The 14,135-nt window shown below is 36.3% G+C and carries 17 protein-coding genes; 2 read left to right on the top strand and 15 right to left on the bottom strand.

The window, feature by feature from the left end; translation table 11 throughout:
• Nucleotides 1-191: 191 nt before the first annotated feature.
• From yidC to ACQKNZ_RS16480, 5 genes are all read right to left on the bottom strand, one after another.
• Nucleotides 192-959 carry a membrane protein insertase YidC gene (gene yidC / locus ACQKNZ_RS16500; protein ID WP_144539559.1) on the bottom strand — a complete coding sequence of 256 codons (768 nt, stop codon included), beginning with the start codon at nt 957-959 and terminating at the stop codon, nt 192-194.
• 78 nt (nt 960-1,037) lie between these two features.
• A complete protein-coding gene (locus tag ACQKNZ_RS16495; RefSeq protein ID WP_144539557.1) occupies nt 1,038-1,829 on the bottom strand; it encodes an AraC family transcriptional regulator in 792 nt (263 codons plus the stop codon).
• A 112-nt stretch (nt 1,830-1,941) separates the two neighbouring features.
• Nucleotides 1,942-2,832 (bottom strand): diacylglycerol/lipid kinase family protein, encoded by an 891-nt coding sequence (locus tag ACQKNZ_RS16490; RefSeq protein ID WP_151112468.1) that lies wholly within the window; start codon nt 2,830-2,832, stop codon nt 1,942-1,944.
• A gap of 259 nt (nt 2,833-3,091) precedes the next feature.
• Nucleotides 3,092-3,409 carry a hypothetical protein gene (locus ACQKNZ_RS16485; protein WP_151112466.1) on the bottom strand — a complete coding sequence of 106 codons (318 nt, stop codon included), beginning with the start codon at nt 3,407-3,409 and terminating at the stop codon, nt 3,092-3,094.
• A gap of 67 nt (nt 3,410-3,476) precedes the next feature.
• On the bottom strand, nt 3,477-3,923 hold the full coding sequence (locus ACQKNZ_RS16480; RefSeq protein WP_154312203.1) for a GNAT family N-acetyltransferase: 447 nt from the start codon (nt 3,921-3,923) through the stop codon (nt 3,477-3,479).
• A gap of 107 nt (nt 3,924-4,030) precedes the next feature.
• Between ACQKNZ_RS16480 and ACQKNZ_RS16475 the strand changes: the two genes are divergently transcribed.
• Complete coding sequence (locus ACQKNZ_RS16475) at nt 4,031-4,522, top strand: GNAT family N-acetyltransferase (protein ID WP_154312202.1); 492 nt, start codon at nt 4,031-4,033, stop codon at nt 4,520-4,522.
• A gap of 12 nt (nt 4,523-4,534) precedes the next feature.
• Here ACQKNZ_RS16475 and ACQKNZ_RS16470 read toward each other — a convergent pair whose 3' ends face one another.
• The 7 genes from ACQKNZ_RS16470 to ACQKNZ_RS16440 all read right to left on the bottom strand — a co-directional run bounded on the left by ACQKNZ_RS16470 (nt 4,535) and on the right by ACQKNZ_RS16440 (nt 10,084).
• Nucleotides 4,535-5,002: a DUF4064 domain-containing protein gene (locus ACQKNZ_RS16470; protein WP_427660746.1), complete on the bottom strand. Its 468-nt coding sequence runs from the start codon at nt 5,000-5,002 to the stop codon at nt 4,535-4,537.
• 313 nt (nt 5,003-5,315) lie between these two features.
• Nucleotides 5,316-5,597, bottom strand: coding sequence for a GNAT family N-acetyltransferase (locus ACQKNZ_RS16465; protein ID WP_154312200.1), 282 nt, complete (start codon nt 5,595-5,597; stop codon nt 5,316-5,318).
• Between the two features lie 37 nt (nt 5,598-5,634).
• Complete coding sequence (locus tag ACQKNZ_RS16460; protein WP_154312199.1) at nt 5,635-6,600, bottom strand: ring-cleaving dioxygenase; 966 nt, start codon at nt 6,598-6,600, stop codon at nt 5,635-5,637.
• A 143-nt stretch (nt 6,601-6,743) separates the two neighbouring features.
• On the bottom strand, nt 6,744-7,661 hold the full coding sequence (locus ACQKNZ_RS16455) for a DUF1002 domain-containing protein (RefSeq protein ID WP_154312198.1): 918 nt from the start codon (nt 7,659-7,661) through the stop codon (nt 6,744-6,746).
• Between the two features lie 103 nt (nt 7,662-7,764).
• Nucleotides 7,765-8,625: a CvfB family protein gene (locus tag ACQKNZ_RS16450; RefSeq protein ID WP_151112459.1), complete on the bottom strand. Its 861-nt coding sequence runs from the start codon at nt 8,623-8,625 to the stop codon at nt 7,765-7,767.
• Between the two features lie 542 nt (nt 8,626-9,167).
• Entirely contained in the window at nt 9,168-9,587 is a 420-nt protein-coding gene (gene mntR, locus ACQKNZ_RS16445) for a transcriptional regulator MntR (RefSeq protein WP_144539541.1), read from the bottom strand.
• 230 nt (nt 9,588-9,817) lie between these two features.
• On the bottom strand, nt 9,818-10,084 hold the full coding sequence (locus tag ACQKNZ_RS16440) for a late competence development ComFB family protein (RefSeq protein WP_313955903.1): 267 nt from the start codon (nt 10,082-10,084) through the stop codon (nt 9,818-9,820).
• A gap of 115 nt (nt 10,085-10,199) precedes the next feature.
• On the opposite strand from ACQKNZ_RS16440, the gene ACQKNZ_RS16435 reads away from it, so the two are divergent.
• A complete protein-coding gene (locus ACQKNZ_RS16435; protein WP_144539539.1) occupies nt 10,200-10,355 on the top strand; it encodes a lmo0937 family membrane protein in 156 nt (51 codons plus the stop codon).
• Nucleotides 10,356-10,370: 15 nt separating this feature from the next.
• On the opposite strand, the gene ACQKNZ_RS16430 is transcribed toward ACQKNZ_RS16435, so the two are convergent.
• The 3 genes from ACQKNZ_RS16430 to ACQKNZ_RS16420 all read right to left on the bottom strand — a co-directional run bounded on the left by ACQKNZ_RS16430 (nt 10,371) and on the right by ACQKNZ_RS16420 (nt 14,073).
• Nucleotides 10,371-11,492 carry a GNAT family N-acetyltransferase gene (locus ACQKNZ_RS16430; RefSeq protein ID WP_151112457.1) on the bottom strand — a complete coding sequence of 374 codons (1,122 nt, stop codon included), beginning with the start codon at nt 11,490-11,492 and terminating at the stop codon, nt 10,371-10,373.
• Between the two features lie 102 nt (nt 11,493-11,594).
• A complete protein-coding gene (locus ACQKNZ_RS16425; RefSeq protein ID WP_427660740.1) occupies nt 11,595-13,712 on the bottom strand; it encodes a heavy metal translocating P-type ATPase in 2,118 nt (705 codons plus the stop codon).
• Nucleotides 13,696-14,073: a metalloregulator ArsR/SmtB family transcription factor gene (locus tag ACQKNZ_RS16420; protein WP_342577566.1), complete on the bottom strand. Its 378-nt coding sequence runs from the start codon at nt 14,071-14,073 to the stop codon at nt 13,696-13,698. The genes ACQKNZ_RS16425 and ACQKNZ_RS16420 overlap by 17 nt, the downstream gene beginning before the upstream one ends.
• Nucleotides 14,074-14,135 lie beyond the last annotated feature (62 nt).

Here is a 14,135-nt window from a genome sequence, read left to right as displayed (position 1 = left end):
CATAACTTAGAAAAGCGCAAGCGCCTATGTCTGCCCCGACTAGCAAATGGGGAAAAGCGAGGAGGCAGTTCCTCAGCCACCGGAGCTTTTCTCCATTTGACCTCGAGGGGCAAGGCTGCTTGCGCTAGACAATAGAAAAGCGCAAGCGCCTAAAAAAAAGAAGCTCTTTTTGCAAAAAGCTTCTCCTTGTTTTATACAGACTTTTCTGCTTTTTCAGGATGGTTTGAGTAGAATTTACGTCCTAAATATGTTTGGAATATCAACAAAATCCCACCAACAGCCCAATATAACGGTAGCGCTGCCATAGAACTAAATGAGATAAACATAATCATAATAGGTGAAATATAAACCATCATTTTCATTTGCTGCTGTTGTTGCTCTGGAACTGTCCATAGAGAGACTTTTGCTTGTGCAAAGTACACCGCACCTGCAATAAGTGTCATAGCAATATCAGGAGATCCCAGGTTATACCATAAGAATTCATGAGACTTAATGTCTGCAGAATACAATATTGCAAAATAGAGTCCCATAACGATTGGCATTTGAATAATCATTGGCAAGCAACCCATATTTAAAGGATTAACGCCATGTTTACGATATAAGCCCATCATTTCTTGTTGTAAAGCCATTTGCTCTTCTTTTGACTTAGTTTCTTTTAGCTTCTTTTGGATTGAATCCATTTCTGGTTTTAGTTTGTCCATTTTTTCTTTCATACCTTGTTGATTCTTATAATTTTTAAGCATTAAAGGCATGAGAGCTAAACGAATAATAATGGTAATAGCGATAATCGCTAACCCATAGCTACCGTTAAAAATGTCCCCAAAAAATTCTATTAAAAATTCAAAAGGTCGAACAAATATATTGTAAAAAGTTCCTTCTTTGTTTTCTACTCCTGAACAACCACTCAGTAAAACTGCTGCAAAAACAAGAATAGAGAGTAAACTAATTTTCTTCTTCATCGTTTCACCTACAATTTTCAAACTATAAAGAGTATACCCTCTATGAAGCTATTTTTCAAATATTACTTAGATGAAAAATCAATAAGTTTTGGGCTCCTTTGGAAAATTATACTTAAAGTTCGGGTGTTCCTGATGATCCCTAAATTGTTTCGGAGTAAGCCCTGTATACTTTTTAAAGATACGAGTAAAATAGCTTTGATTACAAAAGTGAAAAGAATTCGAAATTTCCGAGATAGCTTTGTTTGTATGGCGCAAAAAGTATTGACATTCTTCTACTTTACGAATATTTAAATATTCTACTAATGTTACTCCAGTATGTTCTCTAAAAATTCTAGATAGATGGCTAGTGCTAATATTAAATTGCTTTGCAATGTCTTCTACAGTTAAGTTTGTTTCTATTTCGTCATTAATATAGAGAATGACCTTGTTTACCGTTTGATGACCAAAAGAAGGCTTCTTTCTTTCTGTTATAACCATTACAAAGAACTCAACGAGTTCATCGGCACATTGTAAAAATTGTGCATCACTCATTTTGGTATCAATAATTTCCACACTCGCATTATTAAACGCCATAACTTTATCTAATGGAACCTGGCTTTCATACAACTTTCTAGCCATGACAGCTGATAATTGTATGTAGTAGTATTTTACGTTTTGAATCATTTGTTTATTATTAGTCGCTATAATTAAATCAATAATCTCTCTCAGCACTGTTTTTGCTCGTTCAATCTCGAAAGAATACATATCTAAGAATAACTTTTTTTCTAATTCAAAAAATTGATCGAGACCTTTAACTCTATTAGTAATACCCATTTCCTTGGCATAGGCTTTTGTGAAGTAATCTAAGAATATTTTTTCTGTATTATCCATAAGAACCTCATCTTTCTAATCAGTTTTATAGTTCTTTAGTAACCTTATGTTTATAGGGATGTAGAATCATTTTATAACATTTAATTGTAAAAAACTAGCCTTTTTCATTTATTTAGATTTTTTTAGGCAAAAGCATATTTAAATGCTTTGGAAGAACCTGGATATCAAGAGGAGTACAGTCTCCCTGATCACCATCTACATTGCAAAATAACGTTCGGTTCGAGTCAATGTGTAATCTTTCTGTTTTAAAAGTTTCTACACCTTCGTCTTTACCTAATGTGCCTAGCATTACTTTAGCACCCATACGCGCAATTGAAGTAAAGCCTGCCTGTTTAATAATAAAAACATGTAGCTTCCCATCATTAATTTTAGCAGAATTAACCAGATCCTCGAATCCACCTACAGAATTGGTTAGAGCAACTAAAACTAATATAGAAGTACCCTTCCAAGTACCCTGATCATGCTCTATAGTCATTTCCACTTCTTCATTGGAGAGTAAGGCTTTTGCGCCTGCTACTAAGTAGGCCATAGAACCATATCTGGTTTTTTGCTCAACCGGAGTATCTGCAACCTTACTTGCAATATCTCCTATTGCTACCACGTTCACAAAATATTTATCCCCGATACGTCCTACGTCTACTTGTTCTGTATTAGTCATTTTTAACGCTTCAATTGCTATATCTGGCTCAAGAGGAATACCTAAAGCTCTAGCAAAATCATTTACAGTTCCAAGCGGAACAAAAGAAAACAATGGTCGATTTTCTTGTTCTGCGAGACCGTTCACTACCTCGCTAATAGTCCCGTCCCCGCCCATAGCCAAAAGAAAATCCATCTTTCTTTCACAGGCTAATTTAGCGAAATGGGTAGCATCATCTTGCTTCTGAGTTTCCTTTTCCATAACCTCATATCCTAAATTAGTTAAAACCTCTATTGCTCTATCCTTAAATTGACTAGCTTCTTCTCTTCCGGAAGAAGGATTATAAATTAACATGGCCTTTTTCACTTTTGCATCCTCCTTTAGAATATAATCGTCTCTTTTTCGTACCCTAAATATCCTACCTTGAAACTGCATAAGTATTAAAAAAATGCTAAATCAATAATATAGACGATATAGAAATGAGATTAGTTTTATTTGAGTAAATAATGGAAATACCTGCTCCCCTTATTACTCTCTAACTTAACAGGTATTTTTTAGAAATTATACAGTAATATCTATATATGTAAAATAAAAAAGGTGCCCGAAGGCACCTTTTTAGAAAAGTTTATTTTTCTCCCGCTTTAGCATCATTGTCGGGAGTAGTTTTTATATCATCTTTTACTTGTTCTTCCTCATTATAATACTGAACGCTTGTCATCGCACCCTCATCCACCATTCTGTTATCTTCTTCATGATATGGATTTGGGTTACCTGTATTTTCATTACTAGTATCTTGCTGCTTTTGAGCTTCCATAAAGGAATTTACTTTATTTTTCGTATTATTAAATGCTTCCATTGCTTTATCACGATTTTCCTTTTTCCTAAAGTAAGCATAAGCCCCTGCTGCAAGCCCTGCTAACAAAAGAGATTTATTTTTTGCCATCTCTATTACCTCCAATATTCTTATTGATAAACTATATATACCCTAATACATACAATATAACCCTTTTTTAATTTGTAGACCTCATCATATACACATGTGGTATACCGTCTTCCTCGAACTCATTCGAGATAGTATGAAATCCTACTGAATAATAGAATTTTTGCAAATGACTCTGTGCACAGATTCTAATGCTTGGAACATTCCAAGTCCTCTCTGCTTTCTCAATAGCTTCTAACATAAGAATACGAGCTAAGCCTCTTCCTCTAGCATGCTCCTTCACAATAACTCTTCCAATAGAGCATTCTTCATATTTATGTCCACCAGGGATAATACGGCAATAAGCAATAATTTCATTGTTCTCTTTATAACTTAGATGAAGGGCATGCTGATCATAGTTATCTAGCTCTGGATATGGACAATTTTGTTCGACGACAAAAACTTCTACACGAAGCTTTAGTATTTCATATAAATAATTAATATCTAATTCACTAAATTTCTTCAAATCCCAGGACATGTTTGCCTCCTATGTAAAAATGTTTATTTTCAATATTTTTCTATTTAATTATAGAAGATTGACAGAAATTTTGTTATGATTACAAAAAGCTGAAGAGGTGATTTCAAATGATAAGGGCGACTACGTTAAAAGATATTACTACTATTCAACAGATCGCTAGGATCAGTTGGAATGATACTTATAAAGATATAATACCAGAAAATGTTCAGGAAATATTTTTGGAAAAAGCTTACTCTCCTATGATGCTAGCCAAACGAATAGAAAAAACAATTTTTTTAGTTGCGGAATATAAAGGTGAAACTATCGGCTTTGCTAACTTCACTTATGTTGATGAAGATGGTGATGCTGAGCTCACCGCAATTTATGTGCTTCCTGAGTTCCAAAAAATGGGATACGGTAGGAAGCTGTTAGAAGCAGGTTTGAATCATATGTCTGTGGGAAAACAATTATTTGTTTATGTAGAGAGCAAAAATGAAAGCGCTCGTATTTTTTATGAACGGTATGGATTTGAATGTCTAGAAGAATTTGATGAGTATTTCGAGGGTCATCCTCTATCTACCGCAAAATATTTATATCCATTAAAAACACCGGCCTATTAGGCCGGTGTTTTTTTAATAAGTATGTTCAGTTGAATATTCTTCTTCAAATTTAACTGGTGCTTTGCGTACGAAGCACATAATTGCAGCAACATATAAAACGATGGATGTTAATGAGATAATTCCTGCAAAAACTCCCCCTACAATAAACATGATACCTGCTAATTTTGGCTTTTTGTTTTTCGAAACGAATACAATTCCTAAAATATTAAATACTAAGCTAATAACAAACGTTATAACAGCCGCCCAGCCAAAAACGCCAAACAAGTCTACAAATACTTCCATAAATTCCGTAGCTGCAGCAGCTTCTTCAGCAGTGAATGTTGGATCGCTATAAATGTCTTCTTCAAAGACTTGTGTGAACCCTTCCTCCTGCATTACCGAACTACCATTAATGACGATCAATGAAACTAGTATGATTGCTATTACATTAAAAACAGCTCCAACTACGCCTAAAACAACTTCTCCTGTACGTGAAATCATTTTTTTACCCCCTATTATTAATTGATATAGCTATTTTACGAAAACATAACCAAAAGGTTTCATCAATCTCTGATTTCCCTGCAATATTTTTTATAAACCTGTTTGAGTCTACTAATAACAGGGTAATTTAATAGTAAGACCAAAATAGAAAGGAAGATTTACATGGAAAAGAAACTTATCTTTAATCAAACCGACTTCTTATATACACTGGCAGGTGCATCAGCATTAACTGGAATTCTAGTTCTGTTTACTTCTATTTAATCTTTAAAACGTAAAAGGCAATCCACTTTATATTAAAGAGGATTGCCTTTTATTATGCCTTTATATCATCATATTCGTTAGATTTAGCAAATGCATCTACTACATATGAGCAAACTGGCTCCATTTTCAATTCATTTTCTCTTGCATAGGAAGCGGCGCTGTCTAATAATTTTTTCGCAATCCCCTGGCCTCTTAGCTTACTCGAAACATAGGTATGGTCCATAACCATTACATCACCTAGTAATGTCCATGTAATTTCTCCAAGTCTTTCCCCATCTACTATTACTTGATAGGCAAATACATCATTGCCAAGTTCTTTATATTGAAAATCCATTAACACACACTCCTTTTTTAGAATCTTAACATAACAATCATTTAATTGACAACGGACGGAGCTTCGCTTCAATTTCTTTTCGCTTCGGCTCTAAAAATGGTGGTAGAGCTAACTTTTCACCAAGCTTTGCTAAATCCTCATCTGTATCAAATCCCGGCTCGTCAGTGGAGAGCTCAAACAACACTCCATTCGGTTCTCTAAAATAAATAGCTTTGAAGTAGTGACGATCGACGAGACCAGACGTTGTAAATCCGTTTGCTCTTAACATTTCCTCCCATTTAGGATAATCCTCCATGTTTGGAATACGGAAAGCCACATGATGTACACTACCTCTACCAGGTCTTTCCCTCGGTAAGTCTTTTCGAGTTTCAATATGCACTTCGCCAGCTGGTCCTCCATCCCCAGTTGAATAAACCTTAATATCTGGAGCATTTGTCACAACTGAAGGATAGGAGCCGATAAAAACAAAGCCTAATATATGCTCTAAAACCTGTTCAGTAGCACTTGGATCCTTTAACGTTAAAGTAACAGGACCTAAACCAACGATAGCATTTTCTGCAGAAATCTCTTCTTTTATCCAAGGCTTTCCAAAAGGAATACCTTTACCATCATCTACAACTAACATCATTCTAGACCCTTCAAAATCTTCAAAATAGAGTGTTTTTCTACCAAACCTTTCGACTATCTTATCATGAGGAACTCCAAAATCATGCAATCTTTTTTCCCAAAATTGTAGAGCTTCTTCACTCTTCACTCTAAAACCCGTATTACTAATACTCGACACTCCAGGATATGTTCTGCCAGCCATTGGTATGTCAAAGTAGGTCATGTCTGTACCAGGAGTACCTTCTGCATCAGCATAAAATAGATGGTATGTGGATGGGCTATCCTGATTTACACTCTTTTTCACTAATCGCATTCCCAATATTCTCGTAAAGAAATCATGATTCTTATTTATATCTGCAGTAATAGCGGATACATGATGAATTCCTGCTAATTTCATTTGATTTTCCTCCACTCATTTATCTCGAATTCGAGATAAATTATTTTATTTTATCTTATCAAATAATCTTCTCCACTTCAAATAATTTATCCTCGCTATTAACAAAAGAAAATCTACCTGTAATTTACAGGTAGATTTATCATTTAACTAAAGATAGATCGAATGGAATCGATTAGATTGTTAAAGAAATCTTTGACACTTTGCCAAAATCCTTCGTTATCTTTTATTTGGTTAAATTTATCTTCGATTGTTTTACTAAAATCATTTAACTGATCAGACCATTTACTAAAATCTATATCTAGTTGACGAATTCGATCCATCAAATCAATCAGTAGTTGACGATCCTTATCGGAAAGTTCAATTTTAAGCTTAGATAGCTGTTCTGAAACAATTTTTTCAACTTCCTCGCGGGATGCTGGGTTTTGCTCAGCAATTTGCTTTTTAATTTCTGTTAAGAGCTCTGTTACCTTTTCTTCATCTACCCCACCTTGTTTAGACAGGATAGTTGCGACAGATAGCTCATCGTTTGCTACATCTGTACGTTCCGGGTCTAGTTCTCCTCCCGTAACCTCATATGCTTTATAAATACCTACCAGGGCGGAGTGTCCTGTTACAGGCTTAGGAGCTGCAATATCTACTACCGCGTCTTCTATTCCAGCAGTAAGCATAGCGTTAGCATACATATCTGCCGTAACTTCAGTAATGTTATCTGGAGTTACGATGTTAATAATTAGACCAGATCCAGCATCTTTTCGGGTAATTTTAGCAGAAGAGAACATTCTAGCCGAAGCGTCTCCATCATTTAGATAGGTTGCTAGGTCCTTACCTGTAACTACAATTTCTTGTACATCTGATTTATCTGTAACTTTTAAACTCTCTTTTACACTATTTTTTTGATCGTCAGTTAGGTTACCTCCATAAACAACAATAGGCGCCCCAAACTTTTCATTTACAACTTCAGTTTCAGCTTCTCCATTTGTATCAGCTAAAGCTACAATAGGACTTACTAGTACTCCAATGACAAGTAAAAATGCCAAGTACACTTGTACCATTTTTTTCATTCCATTAAAACCCCTTTCTATTGGTTGGTACTATCATTAGTACGTGAAAAGGAGTAAAAAGTTCCGATGGTCATCGATGCTTCTTACTCCTTTTTATCTAATCTTATTGCTTTAACTCAGTCCATCCGTCCTGTTGGTTAATTTTTTTCTCTTTCATCAGCTTCCCTAAAGCACGCTTGAAAGCAGCCTTACTCATCGAAAACATTTCTTGAATTTCCTCAGGTGTAGATTTGTCTGTGAATGGCATTTTCCCACCGACATCATTTAAATAGCGATAGATTGATTCGGCGTCGTCGCCCATACGTTCATGCTTTCTAGGGAGAAGAGAGCCATTGAGAGACCCATCATCCTTCGTATCAATAATACGCACGGTTAAGTCTTGTCCTAATCTAGGTTCCTCAACTCGCTCTGATTCATGAACGAAAATACGATAATTTTCGGGAACGCTAAGCAAGAAGGTTCCTACAGGAAGTAGTCTGTATGGTCTTGCTTGTAAATTTTTGTTTAAAAGTGTGGTTGGCGCATCTATATATAATTCCTCTACACGATCCTCCGTAGCAAGACGGCCAAATAATTCACCCTCACGATCTGTTCGAAGTGTCATATATAAATGGTCCCCTTGAGTTGGCCACAACTCTTTGATCTTTGGCAAATCCTCGGCTTTCACTTGCACTTCTTTAGAAGTACCAATGTCTACAAAGGCTCCTTCTTTATCTGAAACTTTTATAACTCTTGCCCATCCGTAAGTTCCCTTTTGTATGGTAGGGAGCTGTGTAGTAGCAGAAAGATTACCTCTTCTATCTACGAACAAAAATACTTCTAGTGTATCGTCGACTTGTAATTCTTCTGGAGCCTCGGAAGCATTTAAAGATATCTCCATATCCTTGTGCTGAAGAATCCATTTCGATCCTTCCCTCATTTTCACTTGTAATTTTACTATTTCTCCTGATGCTAATTCTGTCAAAGTTACCGCTCTCCTTCTGACCATATATGAAATTGGTCGTTACCTTTTGTTTTAGTATATCTAGTGCACTTTCTACTCGTTCTAACAAAAAATATTTGCACTTTTTAGGCGTCAATTAGTATACTTTTCGATTCATTGTGCTTCTGAATCTTTTGCTACTTCCCTTATAACCGATTCATCCTCAATATAAACAACTAGGCATATCCTTCTTATAGTAATCACTTGCTCGGATATTCTGTACTTTAGAATTTATTTATTTAATCATAGTTACCATTATTATGCCCAAATTATTTGCATACTTGCTTAAAATTTTCGCCAAGTGACCTATGTACAATAGAAGTTTTACTCATCTAATAATATGTATTTATACATTGGGAAAAAATTTCTGAGAGATTCTTTTCACAATTTTCCTAGTCTCATCCAGTGGATTAGTCATAGCATTGTCAACCTTAAGAATATCAACGTATTTCTAGCAACTCCTGCCAAAAACTATATAGCAAGACTTTGCATGACATTCTATTCTATTCCATTCCTACAAATACTTACTCACTTAAGTCTTTTCTTAACTCTAAAAGTTGTGTCTGTATAGAGGCATTATCTTCTAAGAGTAAGACCAAATCTGCAATTCGATCAATGGAGTTCCAGCTAAGATGATGTTCGATCCCTTCCACATCAGCATAGATATTTTCTTCCTCCACTCCTATAAGGCGTAAAAATTCCTCTAACAGTTCGTGTCGTTTCACTAGTTTCTTTCCTAGCTTCATTCCTTTAGTCGTTAAAGTAAGCCCACGATATTTTTCATATATTAAAAAGCCATCCTTATCCAATTTTTGCACCATTTTGGTTACGGAAGATGGCAGTACAGATAATGCTTCTGCAATGTCAGACACACGTGCATAGCCTTTCTGCTCGATTAGTATATAAATTTGTTCGATATGGTCTTCCATGCTTGGTGTTGGCATATTTATCTTCCTTTCATCACTTCTTATATTTTACTACAACAGACCTACCATCTCAATTTATGTTAGTATTCCCCTAACTTTTACAATAGTTTCACTTTATGAACATTATAATAGCAGCAAAAATTGGATAATAGCATCATGCAAGCGTAGATATAAATTCAAAGTTCTTTTTTAGAATTCTCCGAGTAATAAAGTATAAAAGAACCTTATCGAATGACAAGGCTCCTTTTCTATCTATGAGGATATTTTCCAACGACATGAATGGAATGGATGATTCTTTTATTAATCCACTCTAAATTTTCTAAAGTATTCATACGTTCAAAAACAGCCTTTCTTCCTTTTTCGGTTGTAACATAGTGGGTTGGAAGAGTATTTAAGCTTAAGGCAATTATATCTAATTCACATTGAGGACACTTACAGAAAGTTTGATACTCTGTTCCTCTCATCAGCACTCTCACAAGGCTTTGAACGATTTCTTCCATTACATTTGTTAACAATTCTATCCTTCTTTCATTATTCAAAAATATCAAAAATGTTTAATCCTTAGGTTATAGGGGTAACTTTCTAATAATAACACGTATCAACAATTTTAAGAAGAAAGGATGACTAATAATGGGTAAAATTTTATGGGGTATTGTAGTAGTTCTTATCGTACTATGGTTGTTAGGACTACTTCTTGACTTTGGCGGAGGATTAATCCACACGCTATTAATTATTGCAGGTATTATTTTCGTTATTCAACTTGTCACTGGTAGACGAGCTGTCTGACAAAAGGGGTTGCCATTAGGCAACCCCTTTACTTTTGGTTTTAGCATAAATACACGTATCTCTTAATCTCTTACCATCGGCAGACAAAGAATCATGATGGAGAGTCCCCTCTAGTGTATAGCCAAGTCTTTCAGCAACAGATCGACTTCGGACATTCTCACTATCACAGCGAATCTCAACTCGATTAGCTTTTAGCTCCTCAAAGGCAAATGTTGTAATGCGTTCGACTGCCTCTGTCATCAAGCCTTTACCCTCAAATTTACTATCAATCCAATAGCCAATTTCAAATTTTCGGACATCCCAGTCTATACGATGGAGTCCAGAACATCCTACGAATTCTCCTGTTTCCTTTAAAAATAAATGAAGTCGTAGATCCTTTCGCGTGATGAAATCTGCTACTGCTTGACGAAGATTTCGCACTCTTTGTTCAATAGATTCCTTTTCTTGTGCCCAAGGCATCCAGTCTTTTAAAGCATCTTGAGAAGCAACTACCGCTCTTTGCACTGCTTCTGCATCCTCAACTTTAGGAGCTCGGATGATTAATCGATCCGTATAAAATTCCTCTGGAAAAACTAATTCCTCTTTTACTTTTTCAATTATATGAAAGTCATCATCCCACTTAACCGGGGTTGAGGTACCTTTCATAAAGTCGTCTCTCGTCATTCCATATGTAACAGCATCGTAGTATGAACTTTCTTTTGGAGAAAACCATGCTTGTCGGAGCTGTGCCTCTTTGACAAAGCCTGCACGCTCAAACGTTTTTCGCATTGCAAAATTATCTTGGCGGGTATGACCTTCTAAGCGAATTTTACCCTCCGGTAGATTAAAAACATATTCCGTAATCTTTTTTAGTGCAAGTGGGCCATACCCTCTACCTCGAGCCTCGTCTGCAATACGCAAATCGAAAAGAGGAATATCATCCTGCAGATCATAAATCTTCACAATGCCCACTTTTTCATCTTCGTCATTCTCAACCCAGAAGGTTTTCACTTCATCTGATTGATAACCGCCCTCTTCAATTGTTTTTTCAATCAACTCTCGTACAGGGTGCGAATTTCCGTGATATGGCCATGTATTCGTTGTCATGAAATGGATCAGCTGCTCCTGCTCCTCCATTGTCCATTCTGTAAGCTTCATTGATAACCCTCCGAACCTAATGAATAAATATATTCTGTTCTAAATATTCTCTCCCTGTCCTTTAGTCTGGACAGGGATTTATCAAACAATATGTTGAAAGTGTTATTTCCAAGGGCTGTTATCTTGACTGAATGTAGTTAATAACCGTAAGGAATTTAGAACTACCAGTAATGTAGCACCCATATCAGCAAAGATGGCAATCCATAATGTTAACCATCCCGGAATGATAAGAAGTAGCGCAATAATCTTTAACCCTAATGCAAACATAATATTTTCTTTAATAATATGCAATGCTTTTCTGCTTAAACGTATTGTATATGGTAATTTTTCTAAGTCGTCAGCCATCAAAGCTATGTCAGCAGTCTCTAAAGCTGCATCTGTACCAGCCCCACCCATAGCTATTCCGACATTTGCTGCAGCTAAGGCCGGAGAATCATTGACACCATCTCCTACCATGGCCACTGCTCCGTATTTTTCTTTTAAGCTTTGAATGGCAGTTAGCTTTTGCTCTGGCATTAGACATGCATTTACATCAGTCATTCCCAATCTACTAGCAATGGCATTAGCTGTTTTTGGGTCATCACCCGTTAGCATAACAGTATGCTTAATCCCATTATTTTTTAAGCTTTGTAACACTTTTTTGCTATTGGATCGTATTGGATCTGCAATGGCAATAAAGCCTCTATAATTCCCTTCTTCTGTTGCAAGAATTACTGTATTTCCTTCCGTTTGTAGCTTTTCAACTGCTTGCAGAACCTCCTCTGAAATAGAACTAATGGTTTTTATCCAGGTAACGCTCCCTACAGACCATTTTATACCATTAATAACTGCTTCGGCACCTTTTCCAGTTATTGATTGAAACTCTTCTACTTCTATCGGATGAATATGCTCCTTAGCCCCATACTGAACAATAGCTTGAGCAAGCGGGTGCTGTGAATAGGCCTCTATAGACATTATATTTCGTATAAAATCTTTCTCAGAAGCTGCCTCTACATAGGTTACTTCTGGATAGCCTTTTGTAAGAGTGCCGGTTTTATCAAATGCAATTGCCCCGATACGACCAATCTCCTCCAAATGAATACCACCCTTTATCAAAACTCCCTGCTTTGCTGCGTTTCCAATAGCTGTCACGATAGCAACTGGAGTAGATACGACCAAAGCACAAGGACATCCTACAACTAAAACAGCTAGCCCCTGGTAAATCCAAGTCTGCCAGTCTGCACCTAAAAGTGGCGGTATAATTGCTACTAAAAAAGCAATACCAATAATGGCTGGTGTGTAATACTTCGCAAACTTGTCTACAAAACGTTGAGAAGGAGCTTTTTCTGCCTGTGCCTCTTCCACTAAATGAATGATTTTAGCAATTGTAGTATCCTCTACACGCTTGGTCACTTGTATTTCCAGGGAGCCCTCTTCGTTTAGCGTCCCGGCGAAAACCTCCTCGCCTTTCTTTTTGACTACGGGTACAGATTCTCCAGTAATGGATGCTTGGTTAACTGTCGAGCTTCCTTTTAAAACAATGCCGTCCATTGCAATTTTTTGTCCCGGCTTCACGACAAGTACGTCTCCAATTTGAATAAACTCCGTATCTAATTCAATTAACTCATTGCTACGTCTTACGGTTGCTGTAGGCGGGGCAATGTCCATCAATTCACTAATAGATTGTCTAGCCTTGTTCATGGAGTATGCCTCTAATGCCTCACTCACTGCAAACAAGAATACTACAACTGCTCCTTCTCTCCATTCCCCAATTATAGCCGCACCTATAATAGCAATCGTCATAAGTGTCTTCATATCGAAATAGAAGCGAGAAAGGTTAATAAGACCACCCTTAAACAACTCAAATCCACCAATTAAGATAGATAAAACAAATAAGGAGAGAGCTGCTGGATGAGACTCCTCATAAACAAAGGAAGCAATGATTCCTCCTATTAGAAAAACAAATGAAATCATTGTCACAACGTTTTCATGCCGTTTAAAAAAAGGAGTCTTTTCTATTTTTCTTTGCTTAACGGGCACGACTTTAATTCCATCAAATGCACCTGCTTTTTCTATGTCACCAACGGATACATCTCCTATGATAGAAACTTTAGAAGCTCCAAAGTTAACAGTCGCTTCCTGCACAGTTGGAAGACTCTTAATATTTTTTTCGAATTTCATAGCACAGTTGGCGCATGATAGGTTTTCTAAGCGGTACTCTTTTTTATCTAAGTTGTTCATTTGAACCCAGCTCCTCTTCATCCGAATGCTCATATGCAATCTTAACTAATTCATTCACGTGATGATCAGCTAAAGAATAATAAACTAATTTTCCCTTGCGACGAGATTTTGCTAGAGATAGATCTCTGAGAAAACGAAGATGATGGGAAGCTGTTGCCACTGATGATCCAATTATTTCACTCACATCACATACACATAGTTCTTCTTCAATTGTTAATGCGTATGCAATCTTAAGCCTTGTTTCGTCAGCTAATGCTTTAAAGAGAGTTACAACCTTTGTTAAATCCGGAAGCTGTTGCTTCACCTCTCCTACTATTTTTTCATTTACTTTTGTTACATCACATATATCCTTTGATTGCATATGGACACCTCATTCAAATGGTCGTTTGATTATTACCCTCATTATATGTTCAGATAATTCGA

It is taken from the genome of Psychrobacillus sp. NPDC093200, assembly GCF_050280345.1.
Classification (GTDB): Bacteria; Bacillota; Bacilli; order Bacillales_A; family Planococcaceae; genus Psychrobacillus; species Psychrobacillus faecigallinarum.
This window is presented reverse-complemented; position numbering and strand designations above follow the sequence as displayed.

Excerpts from the sequence above, each read along its gene's own strand:
- ACQKNZ_RS16460 (WP_154312199.1), bottom strand. The coding sequence starts at position 6,600 with ATGAAATTAGCAGGAATTCATCATGTATCCGCTATTACTGCAGATATA.
- ACQKNZ_RS16465 (WP_154312200.1), bottom strand. The coding sequence starts at position 5,597 with ATGGATTTTCAATATAAAGAACTTGGCAATGATGTATTTGCCTATCAA.
- ACQKNZ_RS16470 (WP_427660746.1), bottom strand. The coding sequence starts at position 5,002 with ATGATTTCACGTACAGGAGAAGTTGTTTTAGGCGTAGTTGGAGCTGTT.
- ACQKNZ_RS16480 (WP_154312203.1), bottom strand. The coding sequence starts at position 3,923 with ATGTCCTGGGATTTGAAGAAATTTAGTGAATTAGATATTAATTATTTA.
- ACQKNZ_RS16430 (WP_151112457.1), bottom strand. The coding sequence starts at position 11,492 with ATGAAGCTTACAGAATGGACAATGGAGGAGCAGGAGCAGCTGATCCAT.
- ACQKNZ_RS16495 (WP_144539557.1), bottom strand. The coding sequence starts at position 1,829 with ATGGATAATACAGAAAAAATATTCTTAGATTACTTCACAAAAGCCTAT.
- ACQKNZ_RS16475 (WP_154312202.1), top strand. The coding sequence starts at position 4,031 with ATGATAAGGGCGACTACGTTAAAAGATATTACTACTATTCAACAGATC.
- yidC (WP_144539559.1), bottom strand. The coding sequence starts at position 959 with ATGAAGAAGAAAATTAGTTTACTCTCTATTCTTGTTTTTGCAGCAGTT.
- ACQKNZ_RS16485 (WP_151112466.1), bottom strand. The coding sequence starts at position 3,409 with ATGGCAAAAAATAAATCTCTTTTGTTAGCAGGGCTTGCAGCAGGGGCT.
- ACQKNZ_RS16455 (WP_154312198.1), bottom strand. The coding sequence starts at position 7,661 with ATGAAAAAAATGGTACAAGTGTACTTGGCATTTTTACTTGTCATTGGA.
- mntR (WP_144539541.1), bottom strand. The coding sequence starts at position 9,587 with ATGCCAACACCAAGCATGGAAGACCATATCGAACAAATTTATATACTA.
- ACQKNZ_RS16435 (WP_144539539.1), top strand. The coding sequence starts at position 10,200 with ATGGGTAAAATTTTATGGGGTATTGTAGTAGTTCTTATCGTACTATGG.
- ACQKNZ_RS16425 (WP_427660740.1), bottom strand. The coding sequence starts at position 13,712 with ATGAACAACTTAGATAAAAAAGAGTACCGCTTAGAAAACCTATCATGC.
- ACQKNZ_RS16420 (WP_342577566.1), bottom strand. The coding sequence starts at position 14,073 with ATGCAATCAAAGGATATATGTGATGTAACAAAAGTAAATGAAAAAATA.